The organism is Streptomyces sp. NPDC005017, assembly GCF_042873115.1.
Lineage (GTDB): Bacteria > Actinomycetota > Actinomycetes > Streptomycetales > Streptomycetaceae > Streptomyces.
Genome location: NZ_JBIALD010000040.1, coordinates 1 through 24,132 on the forward strand (window position 1 = coordinate 1; position 24,132 = coordinate 24,132).

Annotated in this window: 18 protein-coding genes; 7 read left to right on the forward strand and 11 right to left on the reverse strand. The window is 69.2% G+C overall.

Translation table 11 applies throughout. The annotated features are described in order from the left end of the window. Positions 1-134 precede the first annotated feature (134 nt). The 4 genes from ACFYR0_RS35695 (at position 135) to ACFYR0_RS35710 (ending at position 4,872) form a co-directional block, all read left to right on the forward strand. Entirely contained in the window at positions 135-1,523 is a 1,389-nt protein-coding gene (locus tag ACFYR0_RS35695) for an MFS transporter (RefSeq protein WP_389337834.1), read from the forward strand. Positions 1,524-1,681: 158 nt separating this feature from the next. After that, positions 1,682-2,464 carry a sigma factor-like helix-turn-helix DNA-binding protein gene (locus ACFYR0_RS35700; protein WP_389337837.1) on the forward strand — a complete coding sequence of 261 codons (783 nt, stop codon included), beginning with the start codon at positions 1,682-1,684 and terminating at the stop codon, positions 2,462-2,464. A 186-nt stretch (positions 2,465-2,650) separates the two neighbouring features. Then, entirely contained in the window at positions 2,651-4,204 is a 1,554-nt protein-coding gene (locus tag ACFYR0_RS35705) for an MFS transporter (RefSeq protein ID WP_389337840.1), read from the forward strand. Beyond that, positions 4,201-4,872: a TetR/AcrR family transcriptional regulator gene (locus tag ACFYR0_RS35710; RefSeq protein ID WP_389337843.1), complete on the forward strand. Its 672-nt coding sequence runs from the start codon at positions 4,201-4,203 to the stop codon at positions 4,870-4,872. The genes ACFYR0_RS35705 and ACFYR0_RS35710 overlap by 4 nt, the downstream gene beginning before the upstream one ends. Positions 4,873-4,959: 87 nt before the next feature. On the opposite strand, the gene ACFYR0_RS35715 is transcribed toward ACFYR0_RS35710, so the two are convergent. The 5 genes from ACFYR0_RS35715 to ACFYR0_RS35735 form a co-directional block, all read right to left on the reverse strand. Next, a complete protein-coding gene (locus tag ACFYR0_RS35715; RefSeq protein ID WP_389337846.1) occupies positions 4,960-6,528 on the reverse strand; it encodes a DUF6851 domain-containing protein in 1,569 nt (522 codons plus the stop codon). Positions 6,529-6,696: 168 nt separating this feature from the next. Next, the gene (locus ACFYR0_RS35720; RefSeq protein WP_389337849.1) at positions 6,697-8,271 is read right to left on the reverse strand and encodes a DUF6851 domain-containing protein; all 1,575 of its coding nucleotides are present in this window, start codon (positions 8,269-8,271) and stop codon (positions 6,697-6,699) included. Between the two features lie 110 nt (positions 8,272-8,381). Next, complete coding sequence (locus ACFYR0_RS35725; protein ID WP_389337852.1) at positions 8,382-9,947, reverse strand: DUF6851 domain-containing protein; 1,566 nt, start codon at positions 9,945-9,947, stop codon at positions 8,382-8,384. Between the two features lie 121 nt (positions 9,948-10,068). Next, entirely contained in the window at positions 10,069-11,505 is a 1,437-nt protein-coding gene (locus tag ACFYR0_RS35730; RefSeq protein ID WP_389337855.1) for a DUF6851 domain-containing protein, read from the reverse strand. Positions 11,506-11,564: 59 nt separating this feature from the next. Continuing rightward, on the reverse strand, positions 11,565-12,473 hold the full coding sequence (locus ACFYR0_RS35735) for an aromatic prenyltransferase (RefSeq protein WP_389337958.1): 909 nt from the start codon (positions 12,471-12,473) through the stop codon (positions 11,565-11,567). Positions 12,474-12,756: 283 nt separating this feature from the next. Here ACFYR0_RS35735 and ACFYR0_RS35740 point away from each other — a divergent pair, with 283 nt between their 5' ends. Both ACFYR0_RS35740 and ACFYR0_RS35745 read left to right on the forward strand, forming a co-directional pair. Then, a complete protein-coding gene (locus ACFYR0_RS35740; RefSeq protein ID WP_389337858.1) occupies positions 12,757-13,665 on the forward strand; it encodes an aromatic prenyltransferase in 909 nt (302 codons plus the stop codon). 157 nt (positions 13,666-13,822) lie between these two features. Then, the gene (locus ACFYR0_RS35745) at positions 13,823-14,389 is read left to right on the forward strand and encodes a DoxX family membrane protein (RefSeq protein ID WP_389337861.1); all 567 of its coding nucleotides are present in this window, start codon (positions 13,823-13,825) and stop codon (positions 14,387-14,389) included. Positions 14,390-14,674: 285 nt separating this feature from the next. On the opposite strand, the gene ACFYR0_RS35750 is transcribed toward ACFYR0_RS35745, so the two are convergent. Continuing rightward, positions 14,675-15,958, reverse strand: a complete 1,284-nt coding sequence (locus tag ACFYR0_RS35750; protein WP_389337864.1) for an NAD(P)/FAD-dependent oxidoreductase — start codon at positions 15,956-15,958, stop codon at positions 14,675-14,677. A gap of 457 nt (positions 15,959-16,415) precedes the next feature. On the opposite strand from ACFYR0_RS35750, the gene ACFYR0_RS35755 reads away from it, so the two are divergent. Then, positions 16,416-17,798 carry an FAD-binding oxidoreductase gene (locus ACFYR0_RS35755; protein ID WP_389337867.1) on the forward strand — a complete coding sequence of 461 codons (1,383 nt, stop codon included), beginning with the start codon at positions 16,416-16,418 and terminating at the stop codon, positions 17,796-17,798. A gap of 83 nt (positions 17,799-17,881) precedes the next feature. Here the strand turns inward: ACFYR0_RS35755 and ACFYR0_RS35760 are convergent, their stop codons facing one another. From ACFYR0_RS35760 to ACFYR0_RS35780, 5 genes are all read right to left on the reverse strand, one after another. Further along, positions 17,882-18,451, reverse strand: coding sequence for a DM13 domain-containing protein (locus tag ACFYR0_RS35760; protein WP_389337870.1), 570 nt, complete (start codon positions 18,449-18,451; stop codon positions 17,882-17,884). Between the two features lie 110 nt (positions 18,452-18,561). Then, positions 18,562-19,299, reverse strand: a complete 738-nt coding sequence (locus ACFYR0_RS35765) for a flavodoxin family protein (protein WP_389337874.1) — start codon at positions 19,297-19,299, stop codon at positions 18,562-18,564. A 77-nt stretch (positions 19,300-19,376) separates the two neighbouring features. Continuing rightward, the gene (locus ACFYR0_RS35770) at positions 19,377-20,333 is read right to left on the reverse strand and encodes a sigma-70 family RNA polymerase sigma factor (RefSeq protein WP_389337877.1); all 957 of its coding nucleotides are present in this window, start codon (positions 20,331-20,333) and stop codon (positions 19,377-19,379) included. Between the two features lie 283 nt (positions 20,334-20,616). Further along, on the reverse strand, positions 20,617-21,807 hold the full coding sequence (locus ACFYR0_RS35775; protein WP_389337880.1) for an NAD(P)/FAD-dependent oxidoreductase: 1,191 nt from the start codon (positions 21,805-21,807) through the stop codon (positions 20,617-20,619). Positions 21,808-22,256: 449 nt separating this feature from the next. Beyond that, a complete protein-coding gene (locus ACFYR0_RS35780) occupies positions 22,257-23,855 on the reverse strand; it encodes an MFS transporter (protein WP_389337883.1) in 1,599 nt (532 codons plus the stop codon). Positions 23,856-24,132: the final 277 nt, after the last annotated feature.

Here is a 24,132-nt window from a genome sequence, read left to right on the forward strand (position 1 = left end):
CACCCAGATGGCCGAGCAGCTCGACACGGCCGTCGAACAGCACGGCAAGGGCGACCTCGCCGCACTGCTCACCGGCGGCGACACCTGGACCGTCGCATGACCCACACAGCTTCAGAGGAAAGGGGCCGCCGCCCATGAGTACGGACGCCTCGGCGAGACCGAGTCCACAGGAGTTCATCGACCAGCGCCCGATGGGCCGTCGGCAGCGGCTCATCGTGGCGGTGGGCCTGCTCACGATGGTGGCCGAGGGCATGGACACCACCGTCGCCGCCTTCGTCTACCCCCGACTCAAGGAGGACTGGGGCATCGACGGCCGGGCCGTGACCGCGACCGTGGCGCTGGGCGTCCTGGCGATGATCCTCGGCGGCGTGGTGGCCGGCCCGCTGGCCGACCGCTACGGGCGCAGGCTCGTCACCCTCGTGGGCACCGCGACCTTCGGCGCCGGCACGGCCGCCATGGGATTCACGACCGGCATCGGCCCGTTCACCGCGCTGCGGATCGTGGCCTGTCTGGGACTCGGGGCGGTGCTGCCGACCGTGATGGCCCTCGTGGCTGACTGGATGCCCGCCCGGCGCAGGGTTCAGATGGTCGCGCTGGCGTTCGCCGGGGTGACGGCCGGCACGACCCTCGGCGGGCTTCTCGCCGCGGTGATCAAACCGGCCTTCGGCTGGGAGACGCTGCTGGTGGTGTGCGGGATCGTGCCGCTGCTGCTGCTCCCGGCGATCTTCCGGGTCGTCCCGGAGTCCCTCGGCGTGCTCGCCGCCCGTGAGCGGCCGCAAGAGGAGCTGCGCCGCGCCCTCGCGGCAGCCGTTCCGGGCGAGGACCTGTCCCAGGTGGACTGGGAGCGCGGCACGGTGCACAAGACCGCGCGGCCCAGCCCGAAGGTCGTGCTGTCCCGTGGCTTCTTCCGGATGACCATCCTGCTGTGGCTGTGCTTCTACCTCGGGCAGGGCGTCGCGTTCGTGATCGTCACCTATCTCCCCGAACTGGCCGAGAACGCGGGGCTGACGGAGTCCAAGGCCGCGGTGTCGGTCGCCGCGTTCGGGTGGGGCGGCCTGATCGGACAGCTCTCGGTGTCCTTCGTGCTCAAGCGGTTCGACCGGTTCCGGGTGCTGGCGGCCCTGTGGGCGCTGACCGCGGTCGGCCTGGGCGCGGCCGCGCTGACGGCCGGCCACTTCGCCGGGCTGCTCGTGACGGCGTTCCTGCTCGGGCTCTGCCTCCCGGCGGCGACCTCGGTGCTCCAGGCGATCACCGCGGTCGCCTACCCGCCGGCCGCCCGCGCCACCGCTGTGAGCTGGGCGAACAGCGCGGGCAAGGTGGGTCCGCTGGTGGGTGGTGTGCTCGGCGGTGTCATGGTCGACGCGGGCTGGTCGCTGACCAAGGTCCTGCTCGTCCTCGTGGGGCCGGTCGCCAGCGGTCTGCTGGCTACGCTGGCGCTGCACGCCCGCAGGCGAGGGCAGCAGGAGGAGTCGTACACCGTCGCGCCCCGGCCGCTCGGGAGCCTGGTCTCCGAGCGGTCCTGACCGCGCGGAGGTGAACTCGAACTTCCGTAGCACGTAAGGGACTTGCCGATCCGCCGCACCTACGATGGCGCCGCAAGCCCCTCCGTGGCGTGCCCGCCGATACCTTCCCCCCGTCGGCGGGCGCGCCGTTTCGTCCGAGCACGTCAGGAGGAGCCACTGTGACCAGGACCGAGGAGTTCGAGGGAGTGCGGCCGCTGCTGTACGCGATCGCCCGCCGGATCCTGGGCAGCGCGAGCGAGGCGGAGGACGCCGTGGAGGCGACCTGGCTGCGCTGGGCGGACACCCCGGCGCGGCCCGCTTCGATCGAGGGTCATCTCGCGGCCGAGGTCACCCGGATCTCCACCGACGTACTGCGCTCGGCCCGTCTGGAGCGGCACGCGCAGGTGGGGGTGGGGCCCTGGGCGGCCGAACCGCTGCCGGGCGGGACGGGCGGGGACCCGCGGCGGCCGGCGGAGCTGGCCGACTCGCTGCTGACGGCGGCTCTGCTGGTGCTGGAGCGGCTGTCCCCGCTGGAGCGGGCGGTGTTCGTGCTGCGGGAGGCGTTCGGGTGCTCCGTCGCCGAGATCGCGTCGGCGCTCGGGTGTTCGGAGGAGGGGTGCGAGCAGCTGGTCGACTCCATCGCCCGCACGAGCGACGGCGGCCGTGAGCCGCTGCCCTGGCCGACGTACATCGTGGGCGCCGAGAACGTGGCCCGGCTGCTGTCGGCGATCGTCCCGCCGCTGGTGCGGATCGGCGTCACCCTCGAGGAGCACCGGGTCAACGGCCGTCCCGGCTCCCTGTTCCGTGACCGCAACGGCAGGATTCTCAACGGCACGGCCCTCGACCTCCGTGACGGGCGGATCGAGGCGATCCATCTGGTCGTCAACTGCGAGGAGCTCGTGTACGCGGACCCGGTGGCCGAGGCCTACGCGGTCCTGCGCGAGGCGAACCGGGCCGGGTGAGGCGAACCGCGGGCCCGGTGAGGTGTACCCGGGCCCTGCGGGTGTGCGGTCGGCGCTTCGCGTCGGCTCTTGAATTGTCATGTACACGACAGGACTCGGGACGCTTACCCCAGGGCGGGACCCTCTCAATCCACATCGACTCGCAAGCTCTAGCTGCTCTCAAGTGAGAGCTGCTACCATTTTCCTATGGCTGTCAAAAATCGCTGGTTAGCTCTGATCGGTCTCACGATCAGCGTGCTCGTCATCGGATTCGATACGACGATCCTGAACGTCGCCATCCCCACCCTCGCCGCCGACACCGGCGCCTCCGCGGGTGAGCTTCAGTGGATCATCGACTCCTACGCTGTCGTCTTCGCCTCCGCGATGCTTCCCGCGGGCTTCCTCGGCGACCGCTTCGGCCGACGCAAACTGCTGATCACCGGGCTCGTGATCTTCCTCGGCGGCTCCGTCATCGGAATGCTCGTGGACACGCCGGGCGCGCTCATCGGGGCCCGGGCGGTCATGGGACTCGGCGCCGCGCTGATCCTGCCGCTCACGCTGTCCATCATCCCGACCCTCTTCAAGGGCGAGGAGCAGACCAAGGCGATCGCGATCATCACCGTCGGTGTCTCGATCGGCCTGCCGCTCGGTCCCCTGGTCAGCGGCTGGCTGCTCGATCACTTCTGGTGGGGCTCGGTCTTCGTCATCAACATCCCGCTGGTCGCCATCGGCATCGCCGCCTGCGCCCTGCTGATCCCCGAGACCAGGGACCCCTCGTCCCCCCGGGTCGACATCATCAGCACGGCCCTGGGCATGGCCGGTCTCGGCGCCCTCGTCTACGGCGTCATCGAAGGGCCCTCCGAGGGCTGGAGCGACCCCGTCATCCTCGGCTCGATCGTCGGCGGCCTGCTGCTGCTCGCCGGCCTCGTGCTGCGCGAGCAGCGCCAGCCCCGCCCGATGGTGGACCTGGAACTGCTGCGCAACCCGACCTTCCGCTGGAACACGGTCTTCCTGATCCTTGGCACGTTCGTGTTCATGGGCCTGATGTTCGTGCTGCCGCAGTACCTCCAGGTCATCCAGGGCCACGACGCCTTCGGCACCGGTGTGCGCATGATGCCGCTGGTGGCCGGAATGATCGTCGTCGCCAAGATCGTGCCGCCGCTGACCCTCAAGTTCGGCACCCGGCCGCTGGTCGTCGCGGGTCTGCTCATCATGTCCCTGGCGATGTTCCTCGGCGCCAGCACCGACACCGGCACCGGCTACGGCTTCACGGTGGTGTGGATGATCCTCACCGGCCTGGGCGTGAGCCTCGTGATGGTGCCGGCCCTGGACACGGCCCTCGGGGTACTGCCCCAGGGCAAGGAGGGCACCGGCAGTGGCCTGAACACCACCCTGCGCCAGGTCGGCGGCGCCATCGGCATCGCCCTGCTGGGCAGTGTGCTCAACGGCGTGTTCACCGACCGGCTCGACACCGACGGACTGCCGGCCCAGGCGGCCGACGCGGCCGAGGAGTCCGTGGTGGCCGCGCAGGCGGTCGCCGCCCGGCTCGACCTGCCCCAGCTGGCCGAGTCCGCCGCGTCCGCCTTCGTCGACGGCATGAGCACGGTGCTGCTGGTCTGCGGTGTCGCCGGCGTCGTCGCCGCCGCCCTCGCCGCCTTCAAGCTGCCCGACAGCCGGGAGACGAGGAGGACCGAGGCGAAGGCAGAGGAGCAGCCCCGGGCCGAGGTGCTGTCCGACGTCGCGGACGGTGCGCGACAATGAGCCGTATGCCCTCCGCCACGACCAGCGCATCGACGTCACCGGCGATCACCGTCGCCGAAGCCGGCCTCGGTCTGCGCGAACGCAAGAAGCTCCGCACGCGCCAGGCCATCCGTGAGGCGGCCCGTCGGCTGATCGACGACCGAGGGTACGACAGCACCACCGTCGAGCAGATCGCCGCGGCGGCCGAGGTCTCGCCGAGCACGGTCTTCCGCTACTTCCCCAGCAAGGAACACATCGTCCTGACGGACGACTACGCCCAGTCCAGCATGGCCATCCTGCGCGAACGCCCCGCGGACGAGCCGCCGCTGGCCGCCCTGCGGGCGGTGGTGACCGAGATGGTGCGCCGGCTCGCCGAGGACTTCAGCGAGGAGTACCGGTGGCGGCGTGAGCTCGTGCGCCAGGTGCCCGCGATCAGGGCCCTGGTGGGCGAGCAGCAGGACAGGTGGGTCGAGTTCGTCAGCGAGGCGTTCGCCGAGCGGGCGGGCCTGCCCGCGGCCAACCTCGAGATCCGTGTCCTGGTCGGCGCCGTGACGGGCGCCTTCCACCAGGTGCTGTGGGGAGACCACGGCGAGGACGCCGACCTGGTGGAGATGATTGAACGGGCCTTGACGGTGCTGGAGCGGCCCGATGCGGTGGGCCGCCCTAACACCAGCCCAGGCGTTGCGTGACGTATCCCCCGGCGACACGCGACAAGGGCCTCCCGGCACTCGCAACCGAGTGCCGGGAGGCCCCTTCTTATCGCCGCGGCAGGACCGTCAGCGCTTGACGTTGCCCTCGACGTGCTTCTGCACGAACTCGTGGGCCATGTCGCCGAACTGACGGCCGAACTCCACGGACCGCTTGGTCGTCGTCGCGAAGTGGACACCGCCGTCCACCCGGCTGCGGGCACACGCGTTGTCGAGGTCGGTCCACGTGGGGAAGTGCACCTCGACGTCCTTGACGGGGGCGATCCCGTGCTCCGCCCGCAGCGCGTTGGCCGGGACGGTGAACTTCCAGTCCAGGGTGTCGGTGCCGAAGTGACGCCGGGCCGCCTGCGATCCCGCGGAACAGATCGTCGTGGAGCCCGAGGGGTACTCCGGGTGGTCGCTCACGCTCAGGTAGCTGGCCCACTCGGAGGCGCGGATGTCGTTGACCGTGCCCAGACCGGGGCCGCCCCAGGCGGTGATCTTGCTGTTGCCGTACACGTGGCGGACCGCGCTGACCGGCCGCACGGCGTCGTACTTGACCTTCTGGTACCAGGCGATGATCAGCGTGTCGAACGTCGCCAGGATGGTCTTGCACGTCCACTGCAGCCAGCCGTGCACGCCCAGCTCGTCGTTCTGGTCGTGCTTGCGGGCGATGACGATGGACGAGTAGCCGATGCCCCACAGCTTGTTGTCCATGACCTCGGCGAGCACCTTGGTCCGGTCGTTGAGGTTGGCCGACGCGTCGATGATCTCGTCCACCTCGCGCTTGTAGGCGCGCATGTTGGTGTGGTCGCTGTGGTTCGGCGGGGCCAGGTAGTACTTGGACGGGTCGCGGAAGATGTGGGGCTTGACCCGGCCGGCCTGCGGGGTGACGAAGTGCTGGCTGACGTAGATGCCCATGTCGCCCGGGCCACCGCCGACACGACGGCCGTTGTGGGGGCCGAGCTGCGGCTGCCAGCGCGAGGGGTTGTTCAGCCTGAACGGCGTGTTCACGGGCCGGTAGCCGGTGTAGTCCGACCACGGCACGCGGTTGTACTTGCGCCCGCCCTCGTCGCCGAGGAGGTTCATGCCGTCGTGCTCGAGGAACTGCCAGACCTTCCTGGCGGCGTAGTTGCCGATGCCGATCGGGCTGCTCAGGTTCTCCGAGGTGTCGTTCGGGTCGAGGCCGAACGAGACCATCAGCTGCTGGAGGCGGCCGACGTTGAGCGGCAGCAGGCGCTTCCAGATGCCGTGCTGGGCGTAGATGACGGCGATGTTCATGTTCCGGTTGCTGGCGGACTCGCTGGACGGCCGGCGCGGGATCTGGGAGTGGAAGCCGACCGCGGTCTCGTGGTACGGCGCCAGCGCGTCGAACGCCGCGAGGATCGCCGCGCGGTTCGTCCACAGGAAGACCGTCGCGTCCATCGGACCGATGAACTGGAGGCTGGGGGAGTCGCCGGCCTGGTCGTCGTTGGGCTGGGCCCACTTGACGTAGTTGTCCTTGTCCAGGTCGAAGTCCACCTTGACCGGCTCATTGGTGGCGGCACCGGCCGTGCGGGAGAAGACCAGCGAGGAAAGGGCGGCCGCGGAGCCGCCGAGCAGCAGGGACCTGCGGCCCAGCGAGGAGCCTGAGAGGGAGGTGTGTCCGGACGTCGTCATGATCGTCTTCCTTGTTCGGGACAGGGAAGGGCCTGCGAAGGCGAGTCTCGGAAGGGCCCTTCATGAGGAACGGGACATCGACGGCTGCGCCGCGGCCTGCCGGCCCGGCCGGCGCTGGCCGGGAACGCGGCGGCGGACTGACGGCCCGCCGCCGCGAGGGGAAGGGCGTCAGTTCTTGACGTCGCCCTTGACCTGGCGCGCCACGAACTCGTGGGCCAGGTCACCGAACTGCTCACCGAACACCAGCGACCGGTCGACGGTCTTCTGGAAGTGGACACCGCCCCACACCCGGCTGTCGGCACAGGTGCGGCTGAACTCGGTCCAGGTGGCGAAGTTGATCGACAGATCCCTGGCGGGCGTCTGCCCGGGCTCCACCAGCGTCGAACCGGCCTTGTAGTCGATCGTCCAGTCCAGCTCGTCGGAGCCGAAGTAGCGTCGCGCGGTCTGCGAGGTCGCCGAGCACAGCGTGGTGGAACCCGACGGGTACTCGGGGTGGTCGCCCACCGTGAGGTAGCTGCGCCACTCGGTGGCGCGGATGTCGCTGACGGTGCCCTTGCCGGGGCCGCCCCAGGCGGTGATCTTGCGGTTGCCGTACACGTGCCGGACCGCGCTGACCGGGCGGCAGGCGTCGAACTTGGCCTTCTGGTACCAGGCGGCGATCGTCGGGTCGAACGTCGCCAGGAGGTGCTGGAGCATCCACTGGGCCCAGCCGTGCACGCCCATCGTGTTGTTCTGGTCGTACTTGCGGCCGATGACGATGGACGAGTAGCCGATGCCCCAGAGCTTGTTCTCCATGATCTCGGCGAGAGCCTTGCGCTCGTCGTTGAGATTGGCCGACGCCTCGATGATCTCGTCCACCGAGCGCTTGAAGGCGCGGGTGTCGGTGTGGTCGCTGTGCGCGGGCCGGGCCAGGGGGAAGCGGGCCGGGTCCTTGAAGATGAGCGACCGGGTCCGGCCGGCCTGCGGGGTGATGAAGTGCTGGCCGACGAAGATGCCCATGTCGCCGTGGCCGGGAGCGCCGAGCCGGCGGCCGTTGTGCGGGATCAGCTGCGGCTGCCAGCGCGAGGGGTTGTTCAGGTCGAACGGCGTGTTCACGGGCTCGTAGCCGGTGTAGTCGGCCCACGGGCGGGGGTTGTACTTGCGGCCGCCCTCGTAGCCGAGGACGTTCATCCCGTCGTTCTTCAGGACGTTCCACGTGTTCTTGGCGGCCACGTTGCCGATGCCGATCGGGCTGGTCAGGTCCTCCGACTCGTCGTCGGGGTCCAGACCGAACGCGGCCATCAGCTGCCGCACGCCCGCCGTGTCGTTCGGCAGCATGCGCTTCCAGATGCCGAGCTGGGCGTAGATCGTGGCGATGTTCAGGTTGCGGTTGGTGGCGGACTCGCCGGACGGGCGGCGCGGGATCCGCGTGTAGATGCCGACCGCGCTCTCGTGGTACGGCGCCAGCGCGTCGAACACCGCGAGCATCGCCGCGCGGCTCGTCCACAGGAAGACCGTCACGTCCATCGGCCCGATGAACGCCAGTCTCCCCTCCAGACCGGCCTGCGCGTCCTGGGGCTGGGCCCACTTGATGTAGTTGTCCTTGTCCAGATCGAAATCGATCTTGAGCGGCTCGTCGCCCGTGACGGCCCCGGCCGTGCGGGAGAAGGCCAGCGTGGACAGCGCCGCGGCCGAGGCACCGCCGAGCAGTGCTCGGCGGCCTAACAGGGCGCCTGAGCCAGAAGTGTGTCCGGACGTCGTCATGACTGTTCCTGCCCTTTGAAGAGGTTGCTGCGCGAGTGAGGGGGGAGTGCGACCGATCAGGGCGAACACGGCGGCGGGCGAAGGGCGCCCGCCGCCGCGGTGGGGGAGGGTCAGCCCTTGACGTTGCCGTTGACGTGCTTCTGCACGAACTCGTGGGCCAGGTCGCCGAACTGCTCACCGAGCTCCAGGGACCGGTTGACGGTCTTCTGGAAGTGGACGCCGCCCCAGACACGGCTGTCGGCGCAGATCCGGGCGAACTCGCTCCAGGTGCGGATGTGGATCGGGAGGTCGTTGTGCGGGGTGAGCCCCTTCTCCACCAGCGACGCGCCGGCGGAGATGGTGAACTTCCAGTTCAGGGTGTCCGTGCCGAAGAAGCGGCGCGCGGACTGCGCCGAGGAGGCGGCGAGCGTCGTGGAGCCCGACGGGTACTCCGGGTGGTCGCTGACGCCCAGGTAGCTCGCCCACTCGGAGGCGCGAAGGTCGCTGACGGTGCCCTTGCCGGGGCCGCCCCAGGCGGTGATCTTGCGGTTGCCGTACACGTGCTGGATGGCGGTGACCGGCCGCGCGGCGTCGTAGATGACCTTGTGCCGCCAGGCCACGATCGCCGGCTCGAACGTCGCCAGGATGTGCTCGAGCATGTAGTGGATCCAGCCGTGCATGCTCAGATTGTGGCTGCGGGCCATGACGATCGCCGAGTGGCCGATGCCCCAGACCTTGTTGTCCATGACCTCGGCGAGCAGCTTCTGCCGCTCGGTGAGGTTCGCCGACGCCTCGAGGATCTGGTCCACCGAGCGCTTGTACTCCCGGGGCCGGGTGTGGTCGACGTGGGTGGGCGCGGAGAGCTGGAACTTCGTCGGGTCCTTGAAGATGTGGGCCTTCACCTTGCGCAGGTGCGGGGTGACCATGTGCTGGACGACGAAGATGCCCAGGTCACCGTTGCCGCCGCCGAGTCGGCGCCCGTTGTGCGGGCCCAGCTGCGGCTGCCAGCGCGAGGGGTTGGTCAGCTCGAACGCGGTGTTCACCGGCTCGTAGCCGGTGTAGTCGGCCCACGGGCGGGGGTTGTACTTGCGGCCGCCCTCGTAGCCGAGGAAGTTCATGCCGTCGTTCTTCAGGTTCTCCCAGACGTTCTTGGCGGCCACGTTGGCGATGCCGACCGGGCTGGTCAGGTTCTCCGACGTGTCGTCCGGGTTCAGGCCCATCGCGGTCATCATGGCCCGCGTGCCCGCCATCTTCGACGGCAGGACCCGGCTCCAGATCTGGTACGTGGCGTGGATGGCGGCCACGTTCAGGTTCCGGTTGGTCGCCGACTCGCCGGAGGGACGGCGCGGGATCCGCGTGTACACGCCGACCGCGCTCTCGTGGTACGGCGCCAGCGCGTCGAACACCGCGAGCGCGGTGAGGCGGTTGATCCAGAGGAAGACGGTCACGTCCATGGGGCCGAACAGATCCCCGTTGGGCGACTTGCCGGCCATGTCGTCGCTGGGCTGCGCCCACTCGATGAAGTTGTCGGTGTCGAAGTCGAACTTGGCCGGGTCGGCAGCGCTCTCGGCCGCGGTGGCCGAGCCGGAACCCAGCCCGGTCACCGTCAGGGCAGCGGCCCCGCCGAGTCCGCCGAACAGCAGCGACCTGCGGCCCAGGCCGAAGCCGGAGACGGGAGAACGTCCGGACGTCGTCATGAGTGAATTCCTGTCCTTGTGAGGGGGGCAACTGAGAAAGGGGTGTGGCCGGCCCCGGCGGCGGACAGCGGTGCCCGGCCCGCCGCCGCGGTGCGTGGAACGCCGTGGGAAGGAGGCGGTCTCAGTCCTCGACGTCGCCGTCGATGTGGCGCTGGACGAACTCGTGGGCCAGGTCGCCGAACTGGGCGCCGAACTCCAGGGACGTCTCGACGGTCCCGGGGAAGTGCGCACCGGCCCACACCCGGCTGCGGGCGCTGTCCTTCTCGAAGTCGGTCCAGGTGGCCCAGGTCAGCTCGAGGTCGTTGGCCGGTACGGTGCCCGGCTCCTTCTGCGCCGAGCCGGCGGGGAAGGTGTGCGTCCAGTTGAGGACGTCGTCCCCGAGGAAGCTGCGGGCCGCCTGGGCCTGGGCGGCGGTGAGCGTGGTGAAGGCGGAGGGGAATTCGGGGTGGTTGCCGACCGGCAGGTAGCCGGTCCACTGGTCGCCGGGGAGGTCGTCGACCGTGCCCTTGCCAGGCCCGCCCCACGCCGTCACCGGGTCGCTGCCGTACACGTGTCCGACGGCACTGAACGGCCGTACGGCGTCGTGCTCGCGCTTGTGGTGCCAGGCGGCGATCAGGCTGTCGAACCGCGCCACCGACGTCACCAGGAACAGCTGCACCCAGCCGTCCAGGTCCAGGTCGTGCGCCACGGCGGCGGCACGCGGCGACAGGGTCACCGACAGCGGCGTGTGCTCGAAGAACTCCGCCTTGACCTTCTGTTCGTCGGTGAGGTTCGCCGACGCCTCGAGGACCTCGTCCACCGCGTGCCTGTACGCGCCGGAGTCGGCGTTGCCGAGGTGCTTCGGCGGGGCCAGTTCGAACTCGCTCGGGTCCTTGTACGTCTGCGGCGCGACCAGGCCGAGCTGCGGCGTGGCGAACCGCTGGGCGGTGAAGACGCCCTTGTCGCCGGGCCCACCGTCGATGCGCCGGCGGTGCGGTTCGACGGCCGGCTGCCAGCGCGAGGGGTCGACCAGTTCGTCGGCCGTGTTCACGGGCCGGTATCCGGTGTAGTCCTCGTAGGGCAGACCGTTGTACTTGCGCCCCTTGTCACCGAGGACGTTCATGCCGTCGTGCGCCCGGGCCGCGACGACCGCCTTGCCGGCCGTGTTGCCGATGCCGACCGCGGTGGTCAGGTCCGTTGACTCGTCGTCGGGGTCCAGGCCGAGCGCGGTGAACGCCTGCCGCAGCACCGGCGTCCGCTCCTCGAACACCGCCTTCACGACCTGGAACAGGGCGTGGAGACCGGCGATGTTCTTGTTCCGGTTGGTCGCGGACTCCTCCGCCGGACGGCGGGGGATCCGCGAGCAGATGCCGACCGCGGTCGGGTGATAGGGGGCCAGCGCGTCGAACCAGGAGGTCTGGAGCTGGTGGGTGAGCCAGGTGTAGGTGGCGACGTCGCCCGGGGCCATGGCGTCCGCCGGCGGATAGCCCCCGCCGCCGTGGGTGGTGATCAGGTCCCGGATGAAGTTGCCGTTGTCGAAATCGAAGGGTATCTGCTGGGCGCGACCGGAAGTCGTCACGGGGTGATGCCTTTCTTGAGGAAAGAGGGCTCCGCGTTTTCCGAGAGCGGGTGCGCCCGTTATTCCTGTGCTTCGATTGCCTTCAGGTGGATGGGCGAGACCTGGTAGTACGACGCGAGGTCGAGGAATTCCTTCTCAGGTGACCACTTGGCGGCCGTGGCATTGATCAGTGCTCCGGCGTACTTGTGCGGGGTGGCCTGCATGAACTCGGCGATCCTCGGCACCAGCCGGGCGGGCAGTTCCGCCAGGTCGACACTGCGGCGCGGCTGCGGCGCGAACGAGATTCGAAGAATCTCCGAGCGGTCCCAGTTGAGGGTTACATACACCCGGAAGGCCTTACCGGCGTACGCCAGCATCTCCTCGCTCGGCTCGCTCATCCCGGTCTCGCGCAGCATTTCCTGTACGGTCTTCGGCTCCAGGTTCCCGGCGATGCCGGCGGGGAGCTGGAAGTACAGGTTCATCGTGCGGTTCTTGCAGTCGGCTCCGACCAGCGCCACGTCTTCCAGACCGTAGCGGGCGAAGAATTCCAGGTTCTCGCTCACCGCGCGCGGCATCGAGGGGACCTCGGCGAGCTTCGACACCTTCTGCGGAGCGTGCGGGAAGTTCGCGTAGATCTTCTTGAAACCGCCGACGATCCCGCAGTCGATGTAGTGCTCGCTCGTGGGGACCAGCTCCACGACCTCGGCGAGCAGGGCGCGGACGGGGTGGTCCGTCTCCTTGAAGAAGCCGTTCGCCAGAGCGTGGGTATAGGGATCCTCGATTCCCGGTGAAACCTGGATCGAGTACTCGACCTCCGCCACCTCTTCGCCGGCCTGGAGGCTGAAAATCACTCCACCGTTCTCCGAGAAACCGCCCTCGAATGCCGCGAGGATCGGCCAGACCTTGTCACGTGAGAAAGGTGCGTCGACCAGTCGAGCCGATTCCTCGATGGCCGAGTACAGCTCTTCTGCCGAAACGCCTCCGGACATCAACACTCCAAGCAGTTGACGGCGATCATTGTTTCCACGTGAAATCCTGCGCCGCCACGCTACCAGCCGCCACTAGAGGGCCACTTGAAATGGGCTAAGCATATGGATCACCTTGACACGTCCAGTCCCCGGCATCGACACTTCACGGGGTGACGAAATTGGGACGTGCCATGCCCGTCTGCCCTGATCCTCGGCAATACGGCCACCGGCCCTAGACACAACAAATACCCGGTCGGCCGCCTGATTAACAAGATGCTCCACACAGAAGGAAACTGGAGGACGAATGACCAGCACAGGCATGGAAGGTCTTTTCAGCGCCATCGAGGAAACGGCCGGGCTGCTGGACATATCCCCCTCGCGCGAAAAGGTCGAGCCCATCCTGTCCGCGTACGACCTGGACAAGGTCGTCGTCGCCTTCCGGGTGACCACGCGCGGCTCCGAGGACCTCGACTGCCGCTTCACGGCACTGCCCGGGGACGTCAACCCCTACCTGTACGCCGTGTCGCAGGGCATCGCCGAGGCCACGGACCACCCCGTGGGCAAGCTGCTCGAGGAGGTCCAGGAGCACATCCCGGTGACCGCGCACGGCGTCGACTTCGGAGTCGTCGGAGGCTTCAAGAAGACCTGGACGTTCCTGCCGGTCAACGACCTCCAGAAGCTGTCCAAGGTCGCCGCCCTGCCGTCCATGCCGCCGGCCCTGTCCGAGAACCTCGACTTCTACGCCCGCTACGGCCTCGACGACAAGAACAGCATGATCGGGATCGACTACCCGAGCCGCACGGTGAACGTCTACTTCCTCCAGTTCCCCGAAGAGTGCCGCGAGCCCGGGACCGTCCGCGCGATGCTGCGCGACCTGGGCCTGCCCGAGCCGAGCGAGCGCATGCTCCAGCTGGCGGCCCAGGCGGTCGGCATCTACACCACCCTGAACTGGGAGTCCTCCAAGATCCAGCGCATCACGTTCGCCACGATGGTCCCGGACGCCGGCGCCCTGCCCGACCGCATCGCCGTCGACGCGAGCGTCGAGAAGTTCGCCAAGAACGTCGGCCACACCTACCCCGGCCCCGTCCAGGGTCTCTACAACGTGGCGTCCTACTCCGGCGGCGAGTACTTCAAGCTCCAGACGTACTACCAGCTGTCCGAGGGCTCCCTGGAGGCCAAGGTCCTGCTCGGCCCCGCGCCCGCCGGCCACTGACGGCCCCGCCCGGCCCACAACTGAAGATCGCCGAACGACTCCCTCCGGTCGCCCGATAGTTCCGCCCTGCCGCTCCTCCACCGAGCCTTGGGCGGAACATGACAGCCTCATAACCAAAATTCAGCCGGAAATGAGAAACTGCGGGGAGTCAAGGCCCATGCGCACCTATGGACGAATCGCTCGTTTCATCGAGGGCCTCGGTGCCTCATTCGGGATCACGGCACTCCGAATATCCATAGGAATCATCTTCCTGTGGTTCGGAGTGCCGAAGTTCTTTCCGGGGGTGAGTCCGGCGGAACCGCTGGCCGCGGAAACCGTGGAGCGACTGACGTTCGGCATCATCGAGGGAACGCTCGCGACGGTGCTGACCGGCGCGCTGGAAACGGTGATCGGGTTACTTCTCGTCAGCGGGCTTGTGCCCACGCTGACGACAATGATCCTCCTCGGACACATGGCGGGCACATTCACCCCTCTTTTCATGTTCCCGAAGGAGACCTGGGAGTCCTTCTTCATCGGCACCCTCGAGGGCCAGTACATCCTCAAGAACATGGTGATCGTGTCGGCCGCTCTGGTCATCGCCGGCCGCGGCAGGAAGCAGAACCGGCCCGCACCGGCCGAACTGGTCGCCGGCACACCGGCCCTGACCGTCCTGGAGGCCAGGCGCAAGCGGTCGCAGCCCACGGCCGGCTCCAGGCCCGTGGCCGCACCCGACCGGGCGAGCTGAACCACCGTGCCCACGGCTCCGGGCCGTGCGGCGGCCGGCCCCCTCACCCACGGGGGCCGGCCGCCGCACGGCCCGCACCGCGTCCTTCCGCACCGCGTTTTCCCGTACCGCGCCCTCCCGCGCCGAACGACGAACAGGCAGACAGGGCTCCCGGTGCACAGGGCGGAACTCCCCGGCACACGCGCCATGGCAAAGTCCCCCGGCAGACAGCACGACTGAGCTCCTGGCGGAGGGGATCCCCTCCGCCAGGAGCTCAGTCGTACCTGCCAGTGGTCCTGCCCGGCGTCAGTCGCCGACGCTCTCGGCCGGAGCGCCGGCGCCGTCGATGAGGTCGTCCACGTTCAGCTCGAACAGACCGCCCTGACGCCCGCTCAGCCCGGAGATCAGCTTGACGAAGTCGACCTCGGCGTCGTTCTTCTTCTCCGGGTCGACCATGTCCTGGGCCATGTTGAAGTAGAAGCCCTTGGTCTTCGAGCGGTCGTAGAACCCCTCGACGAACCGGCGGATGTCGTGGAAGAAGTCCTGGTACGCCGTGGAGTACCGGTCGAGGGCCTTCTCCTCGATCTCGGGGTGGTTCAGTATCTTGTCGACCACCTTGGACAGCGTGCTGGCCGCCAGGGTCGCGAGCGCCACACCCGTCGAGAACAGCGGGTCGACGAAGGCGGCGGCGTCGCCGACCAGGACCCAGCCGTTGCCGTGGAAGTGCTCGTTGGTGTACGACCAGTCGCGCGCCGAACGGTAGCCCGCGGCCTGCGTGGCGTCCCGCAGCAGTTCCTTCAGCTTGCTGGTCTCCTGGATCTCGGACTGGAACAGGTCCTCCAGCGACTTGTCCGACTCCGTCGCGAGCGCGGACCGGGTCACGTAGCCGACGCTGAAGACACCCTTGTCGATCGGGATGCCCCAGAACCAGCCGTCCTTGGTGCCCTCGATGAGGATGTTGCTCCACTCGTCGCCCGGCAGCCGGTGGCAGTTGTCGAAGTACGTCCACACCGCGACGTTGCGCAGCTGCTCGTTCCAGTTGACCTCGGAGTACTTCCGGCCGATCACACGAGCCTGCCCCGAGGCGTCCACGACCAGGCGCGCCCGCGCCTCGTGCGTGCCGTTCAGACCGCGCAGCGCGTAGCGGACGCCGACGACCCGGCCGTCCTCCTCGATGGTGTCCTTCACCGTGGCGTCCTCCACGACGAAGGCACCCAGCTCACGCGCCCGGTCCAGGATCAGCGCGTCCAGGTCGGCGCGCCGCGTGTGGAACGCGTACGGGATGCGCCCGCCCGTGGTGAAGGAGAAGTTCCACGGAACCTCGTTGTTGCCCCAGACCAGGGTCCCGCCGTACTTCCGCTCGAATCCCTTGGCCTCCATGCGCTCCTTGAGACCGAGTTCCTCCATCGGCACCATCACGCCGGGGATCAGCGACTCCCCGACGTGGTACCGGGGGAACCGCTCACGGTCGAGCACGAGGACACGGTGTCCCTGCTTCGACAGCAGCGCAGCCGTGGTCGCACCGGCGGGCCCGCCGCCGATGACGATGACATCGAAATCGCCAGAAAACCCGAAGAGAGTGGACGACATGTAAGACCTTCCAGTTCCGATGTGGCCGCACCAGCGATTCGCGTGAAGACCCCCTCCACGCACGCAGAACACGTTTCAGGGACCAGGTTGCAGGAACGCGCCGGACGGTGTCATCGCCGAGATTGCTCAGTGGAAATTCCGCTGAAACAGGTTCGGGAGAACGACAGGATCCCGGTGTGGCGGATCGGCCTTGAGTCGTGCTGCAAGCGAACTCGAGAAACGATTACACGTCACAAGTTCTGCGGCCGTAGCACTAGGCTCCCGGTAAATGACCCCCGCCACCCGTCAGTTCTGGTCTCTGGTCTCTCGTCCTGGAGGAACGATGCTGAGTAGACGATCTCTTCTTCGCGGTGGTGGCAGCGTGGCGCTCGCGGCCACGGCGCTCGGGTCATCGGTGCGGTCGGTATACGGAAGCGAAGACAAATGGGGGCAGCTGCGCCGGCATCTGCAAGGAGAGGTGGTCCTGCCCTCCGACCAGGCCTACGCCTATTCCAAGCAAGGCGTCCTGGTAGAGCTCGACACCGTGAAGCCGCAGGGAATCGTCTACTGCGAGACTCCCAGGGACGTGAGCACGGCCATCAGGTTCGCCCGTGACAACCACATCGAGGTCCACACCCGCAGCGGCGGCCACAGCCTGGCCGGCTGGTCCACCGGTGAGGGCATGGTCCTCGACGTCTCCCGGCTGAACCATGTCTCGGTCGGCGACCACACGGTGCGGCTAGGCCCCGGCGTGCAGAGCGTCGACGTGCTGGCCACGCTCAGGCCCCACAACAAGCAGGTGGTCACCGGCACCTGCGCCACCGTGCGCATGGGCGGCTACATCTCCGGCGGTGGCATCGGCTTCCAGGTACGGAAGTTCGGGGTCGCGAGCGACCGCCTCGTCTCGGCCCAGGTGGTCCTCGCGAACGGCCGGATCGTGCGCGCCTCCGAGGAGTCCCACCCCGACCTCTTCTGGGCGATACGCGGCGGTGGCGGCGGCAACTTCGGCGTGGCCACCGACTTCGAGGTACGCCCGATATCGGCCCCGAAGATGGTGTACTTCGACACCTACTGGCCGTGGGACAAGGCTCAGGAGATCATCACCGCCTGGCAGGAGTGGTGCTCCAGCGGCTCGAACAACCTGGGCTCGACCCTGAACGTGCTCCTGCGCGACGGTGCCCCCGGCAATGTGCCGATCATCAAGATCAACGGCGGCTATCACGGCCCCCAGACGGAGCTCGAGCAGGCCCTGAACGAACTGGCCGCCGAGGCGGGCGCCACGCCCAGCCTGCGTGTGGTCCAGGAGATGCACTTCGACGAGGGCATGAAGGCCGTCTACGGCTGCGAGCAGCTCACGCTCCAGGAGTGCCACCGCGCCGGTACGAACCCGGACGCCAAGATCCGCCGCACCCCGTTCCTGCGGGAGCGCACCCGGCTGCTCGACCGCCCCACCGGCAGCTCCGGGGTGGCCGACCTGCTCGCCGCGTTCGAGGCCAACCGCAGGCCGGGCCACATCACGTACCTGTACATGACGGCGCTCGGCGGAGTCGCCAACAAGGTCTCCCGCGGCCGGACCGCGTATGTGCACCGCGGCGCGGAGTTCTTCGTGGCCTGCGCGACCCTGCTCTCGAACGGGCAGCCGCCCGCCGAGGAGGCCGAGGCCGCCATGCTGTGGCCCGTCCAGGCCTTCGACATCATCGACCCGCTCTCCAGCGGCGAGTCGTACCTCAACTTCCCCAACCCGGACCTCGGGGACTGGCGCCAGGCCTACTACGCCGAGAACTACTCCCGGCTGGTGTCGGTCAAGCGCCGCTACGACCGGTCGGACTTCTTCCGCCACGCGCAGAGCATCGGCAGCTGATCCCTCCCGGGGGCGGTTTCGGTCCGGCGTACCGCAGCGCCGGACCGAAACCGTCGCGGCCTCCCGCCACCCCCGGCCCCGCGTCAGCCCTGTACGAGCTCCGCCGCGCCGAAGGACACGTCGAAGCGGTCGCACCAGATGCTGACGCTGCTGTACCGGGCCAGGTTGACGTCCTCGGGCACGGCGTAGTTCTGGTTGCCCTTGTTGCCTTTGAGCTTGCCGAGGCTGACGTGGTCGCCGTCGTCGAACACGTGCCAGCCTGCCTGGCCTTCCTTCACCGGTGCGTCGGCCAACAGCACCCGCAGGTCGGGGCCGTTGCTGGTGTCGAGGTTCTCCAGCCGCACGACATGGGAGCCGTCCGCCAGCCGTACGAGTTTCACGGTGCCGGACGTCGCGTGCTCATGGCTGATCAGCGCACCGCTGGCCACCGTCACGGGCCCGGCCGGGGCGGACGGGGAGGGAGCCGCGCCCGACGGCGCCGCGGCAGGAGCCTCCGTGACGTCCACGGCCCCCGGCAACGCCTCCTGGACCGTCTCGTCCTGCCACAGCTTCCACGGCTGGAACCAGTACAGCCCGAAGCCGACCCCGGCGACCGCCACCACCAGCACCCACGCCATCCACGGCCTGACCCGCGAGCGTCGTCCACGCTCCATACCCGCCCACCTCCGAAGAGCCCGTCGTTCCCGTCCCATTCAACGGAAACCACGGCGGCCCCGGGCGGCCTGACGGATGACGAAACCCTTACGTCTGCCCGGGAGGTGGGTCAGCGGTGTTCGGGGTTGTCCGCGCCCGGCCGGCAGCCGGCGTCCCACTCCGTGCGCTGGTTGCCGTACGCGGGCACGCCGCCGGAGCGCTTGAGCAGCGCGGCGAGGTGCATCAGGTTCCAGGTCATGAAGGAGGTGTTGCGGTTGGTGAAGTCGTTCTCCGGACCGCCCGAACCGGGGTCCAGGTACGAGGGCCCGGGCCCGGCCGCGCCGATCCACCCGGCGTCCGCCTGCGGCGGGATCGTGTAGCCGAGGTGCTGGAGGCTGTAGAGGACGTTCATCGCGCAGTGCTTCACGCCGTCCTCGTTGCCGGTGATCAGACAGCCGCCGACCCGGCCGTAGTAGGCGTACTGGCCCTGCGCGTTGAGCAGGGCGGAGCAGGCGTAGAGACGCTCGATGACCTTCTTGGTCACGGAGCTGTTGTCGCCGAGCCAGATCGGCCCGGCGAGGACCAGGATGTCCGCGGCCATCACCCGCTCGTACAACGCTGGCCACTCGTCGCTGCCGAACCCGTGCTCGGTCATGTCCGGATACACGCCGGGCGCGATGTCGTGGTCGACGGCCCGGATCTCGGACGTGGTGACCCCCGCGGACATCATGATGTCCGCGCTCTTGTCGATCAGCCCCTGCGTATGACTGAGCTGCGGCGAGGGCTTGAGGGTGCAGTTGACGAACAGCGCCGTCAGGTCGTCGAAGCGGTAGGGGGCGTTGGCGGAGGTCGAAGGCGAGGCAGTCATGGGGGCAGCGTCTCGCGCAAAACCCCCTTTGTCCGCATACGACGCACCTTCATATGTCGTGGGAGGCCGGTGTCGCGTCACCACTCGGCGATGAGCGGGCTGTCCGGTTCGTGGCGGCGCCAGGCCTCGTTGAGGCGGATCAGGCGGTCGGGGGCGGCGATGCCGCGCACGGTGGCGATCCGGCCGTCGGCGATGTCGAAGGTCACCGCGCCGACGACCCGGTCGCCGGGCACGAAGAGGATGGCGGGGGCGCCGTTGACGAGCGCGTAGTGGACGGCGGGCGTGCCGCCGGCGAGCCGCCGCTTCGCCGGTGTGCCTTTGAAACCGGCCCGGGCGATGGCGGCGATGCGCTCCGGAGTGTCGTAGCGCAGCAGCGTCTCGGTCAGGCCCGCGCCGTCGGAGATCGCGGTCGCGTCGTCGGTGAGCAGCGCCACCAGCTGTTCGGTGCGGCCCGAGGTGGCGGCGGCGAGGAACTCCTCGACGATCCTGCGGGCGGACGCCGGGTCGACCTCGCGGCCTCCGCGTCGCCGCGCGGTGGTGATGCGCCCCCGGGCGCGGTGCAGGTGCTGCTGGCTCGCGGACTCGGTGACGTCGAGGATCTCGGCGATCTCGGCGTGGCTGTAGGAGAAGGCCTCGCGCAGGACGTAGACGGCCCGCTCCAGGGGCGCCAGGCGCTCCAGGAGGGTCAGTACGGCCAGGGAGACCGACTCGCGCTGCTCGAAGGTGTCGGCGGGGCCGAGCATGGGGTCCCCGTCGAGGAGAGGTTCGGGCAGCCAGGCGCCGACGGTGCGTTCGCGGCGGGTCTGTGCCGAGCGGAGCCGGTCGAGGCACAGGTTGGTGACGACCTTGGTCAGCCATGCCTCCGGCACCTTGATCCGGCGCCGGTCTGCGCCCTGCCAGCGCAGGAACGCGTCCTGCACGGCGTCCTCGGCGTCCGCGGCGGAACCCAGCAGCCGGTACGCCAGCGAGGCCATCCGGTTCCGGCTGGCCTCGAACCGGCCGGTGTCGAAGCGATCAGTGGCGGTGCTGTCCACGCGGACCACTCCTAAAGCCTGTTGCAGAACGGCGTGAGGACCGCTTGGGACAACGACCGTCGCCGACCCGCCAGGAATCCGGACAAAACGAAGCACTAGACAGCCTGGATCATGGCGGAAAACCGGCGCTGATCGCGCTCTGCAACACTCTTTAGCTCGATCTTTGACCCGTACGGCGGGTCGCTGGGGCCCGTCCCAGGACCGGGCGGCTGCCGACGGCCGACGGCAGCCGCCTTCCCGGCCGCCCCGACGGCTGCGCGGGCGGGCCCGCGGCCCGGGCCGGCTACGCGACCGCCTGCTCGGCGGCCGCCTCCGGCACGGCGGCCAGGCGGCGCCTGCGCGTGGGCATGCCGAAGGTCGGGTGCGAGATGCCCCAGAGGGACATCTTGAGGATGCCCGACTTGATCCGGGCGGCCTTGCGGCCGCCCATGTACTTCGGCTTCGCTAGCGCCTCGTCGTCGACCATCTGCAGGATCGCGTCCCGGCGGCCGAGGCTGATGTGGTTGCCCAGGTAGCCCAGCTTGATGTTCGCGACCTTGCGGCCGGTCAGGCGCGCCACGATCGCGTCCGTGGCCTGCCGTCCGGTGTAGCCGGCCGAGGCGCAGGACATCGGCAGCGGCCGGCCGTTGTCGCCGATGGCATGGGCGCTGTCGCCGGCGGCGTAGACGTTCGGGTGCGAGACCGACCGCATGGTGCGGTCGACGACGATCTGACCGTTCCCGGTGACCTCCAGCCCGCTCGCGGCGGCGATGGGGTTGACCGTGAAACCGCCCGTCCACACGGTCGCGTCGGACGCCACGGACGTGCCGTCGGCGCACCGCACCCGCCTCGCCTCGACGGACGCGACGCTGGTGTGCTCCAGGACGGTGATGCCCAGCCGCTCGCAGGCCTGGCGCAGGTGGCCGCGGGCCCCGGGGGAGAGCCGGTCGCCCAGCTCGCCGCGGGCGATGAGCGTCACCGACAGGGAGGGCCGGGACTCGGCGAACTCGGTGGCGGTCTCGATGCCGGTCAGCCCGTCGCCGACGACCAGCACGTTCCCGCCTTCGCCCAGGCTGTCCAGGCGCTCGCGCAGGCGCAGCGCCGAGGGCCGGCCGGTGACGTCGAAGGCATGCTCCGCCACACCGGGGACACCGTGGTCGGCGACATGGCTGCCCAGCGCGTAGACGAGCGTGTCGTAGCCGAGCTCGGCGTCACCGTCGGCATCGGCCACGGCGACGACCTGTCGCTCGGGGTCGACGGCGGTGACACGGGCCAGCCGCAGCCGGACGCCCGTGCCCGCGAAGACGTCGGCGAGCTTGAGGGCCTCGATCTCCTGACCTGCCGCGATCTGGTGCAGCCGTAGCCGCTCCACGAAGTCCGGCTCGGCGTTGACCACGGTGATGTCGGTGTCCTCCGAGGACAGCCGACGGGCCAGGTTCCCGGCCACGTAGGCCCCGGCGTAGCCGGCGCCGAGGACGACGATGTGGTGGTTCATGTGGTGCTCCTGTGGTTCGCTTGCCCCCGGAAGATGAACGGAACGGCGCCCCGATTGCTGACAGGCACCTGTGGTGGGGGTGACACAGCGGCCGGTGCGACCTCGTGGACGGAGCTGCACGCGACGCCCTAGAGGCCGCCCCGCAGTGCTCGCGGCACCGAGACGGCGCAGCGGACACCGAGCCCGGCGCCCGGTCGGCCGCGACACCCGCACCGCTCCTCCCGGCGCATGCCCACCCCACCCCTCCGCCGTCGACGGGCCCAACGAAGGGCCGACCCCGAAAGGAACGAAACCGGCCTGCAGCGCTCCCGGCACGTGGCCCCCGACAGCAACCGTCCGGGACGGACACAGCCGGACACGCCGAAGGGGCCGGCCCAGGGATCTGGGCCGGCCCCTTCAGATGGGGAGCGGTCAGTTCGAGAACCGCTCCGGGAGCGGTGAAGGCGCGGTCACCGGGCGACGACAGCCTCCGTGTCCTCCGCCTTGTCCGCCTCAGCCACGGGAGCGGGCTTGTTCGGGCCGCGCAGGGCGATGTAGACGAGCAGCACGCCCATGACGGCGACGCCTGCCCACATGGACTGCTGCCATCCGTCGACATAGGACTGCTTCGCGGCGTCGACCAGGCTCTGCGCGTTCGAGCCCGCGCTGCCCGAGACCTCGACGGCGTTGGCGATGCCCTCCCGCGCGGTCTCCGCGGTCCCCTCCGGGATACCGTCCAGCTTGTCGTCGATGGCGTTGCGGTAGCCGGCCGTCAGGATCGCGCCGAGCATCGCGACTCCGAGCGCGGTACCGAACTCCCGGGTGACGTCGTTCAGCGCGGAGGCGACGCCCTGCTTCTCCTGCGGCAGGGACCGGGTGATGGCCTCGGTGGAGGGCACCATGGACAGGGCCAGGCCGAAGCCCATGACGACGATGCCGGGCAGGATCGACAGGTAGCCGTCGTCGACGGAGACGAACAGTGCCATGAGCGCCAGGCTGACGCCGATCAGCGCGATGCCCGCGCTCATGGTCGCGCGGGGGCCGATCTGCGCGGCCAGCTTGGGCGCCAGACCGGAGGCCATCATCATCGCGATGGCCAGGGGCATCAGCGCCGCCGCGGACAGCAGCCCCGACCAGCCGACCACGGCCTGGAGGAACGGGAAGAGGACCACGGCGATACCGCCCTGGACGCCGAAGACCACGACCAGCGTGATCGAACCGCCGGCCAGACCGCGCTCACGGAACAGGCGTACATCCAGCAGCGAGGCGTCCCGGCGGCGCAGCTCCCAGTACACGAAACCGACCGTGGCGACGAGGCCGACGGCGAGGCTGATCAGAGTGACGGGGGCGGTCCAGCCCTGCTCCGGCCCCTCCTGGAGGACGAAGATGAGGGCGGCCACGGCGACGACCGACACCAGTGCGCCGACGGTGTCGAAGGCGTGCGGGGACCGCTCGTGGGAGTTGGGGACCGACTTCAGCGTCATGGCCAGGGCGACGACGATCAGGAGCACGGGCAGGGCGAACAGCCAGCGCCAGTCGGCGACGTCCACGAGGAAGGCGGAGAGGAACATGCCCAGGATGCCGCCGCCTCCGGCAACGCCGGTCCATACCCCGATCGCCTTGCCGCGCTGCTCCTCGGGGAAGGTCGAGGTGATGACGGCCAGGGTGATCGGCATGATCGTCGCCGCGCCGATACCGCTGGCCACGCGCGCGCCGATCATCACCTCGGCGTTCGGGGCCACAGCCGCCACGACGCTCGCGACGCCGAAGACGACCAGTCCGCCGATCAGCATGGGCTTGCGGCCCACGCGGTCGCCGATCGCGCCGAGCGGCAGCAGCAGCGCGGACAGGGCGAGGGTGTAGATGTTGATGATCCACAGGACGGTGTTCTGCGAGGCGTCGAACTCGACGGCCATGTGCGTCTGGGCGACGTTCAGCCCGGACACCGATGCCATGACGGCCATCAGCGCGATCGAGACGGTGGTCAGGATCGCGCGCAGCTGACGCGCGTCCAGCGCGCCCCCGCCGCTCCCGTCGGCGTGGGCCGCCTGTGCAGGGTTCGTACTCATGGATTCCTCTCAAAAGGGCGTGCGGAGTCAGCGTCGGCGCCGGAGGGCCGGTGGCTTCCTGCGCCTGGGTCCGTGGGGAGCATTGCGACGGCAGGGGAGCCGACGGTGCACGACAACTCACCCATGGAGGAAGCAAGTTCGGCGGTCAGGGTGGGCAGGGCGACGGACGGGATCGTCGTACTGAAGCCGATGGCAAGGGACGCTGATCGTCAGATCGGTCAGCCCTAAGTCCCAACTTCTGACAGTCATGCGGAAATGGTAGCAGCTCTCAGTTGAG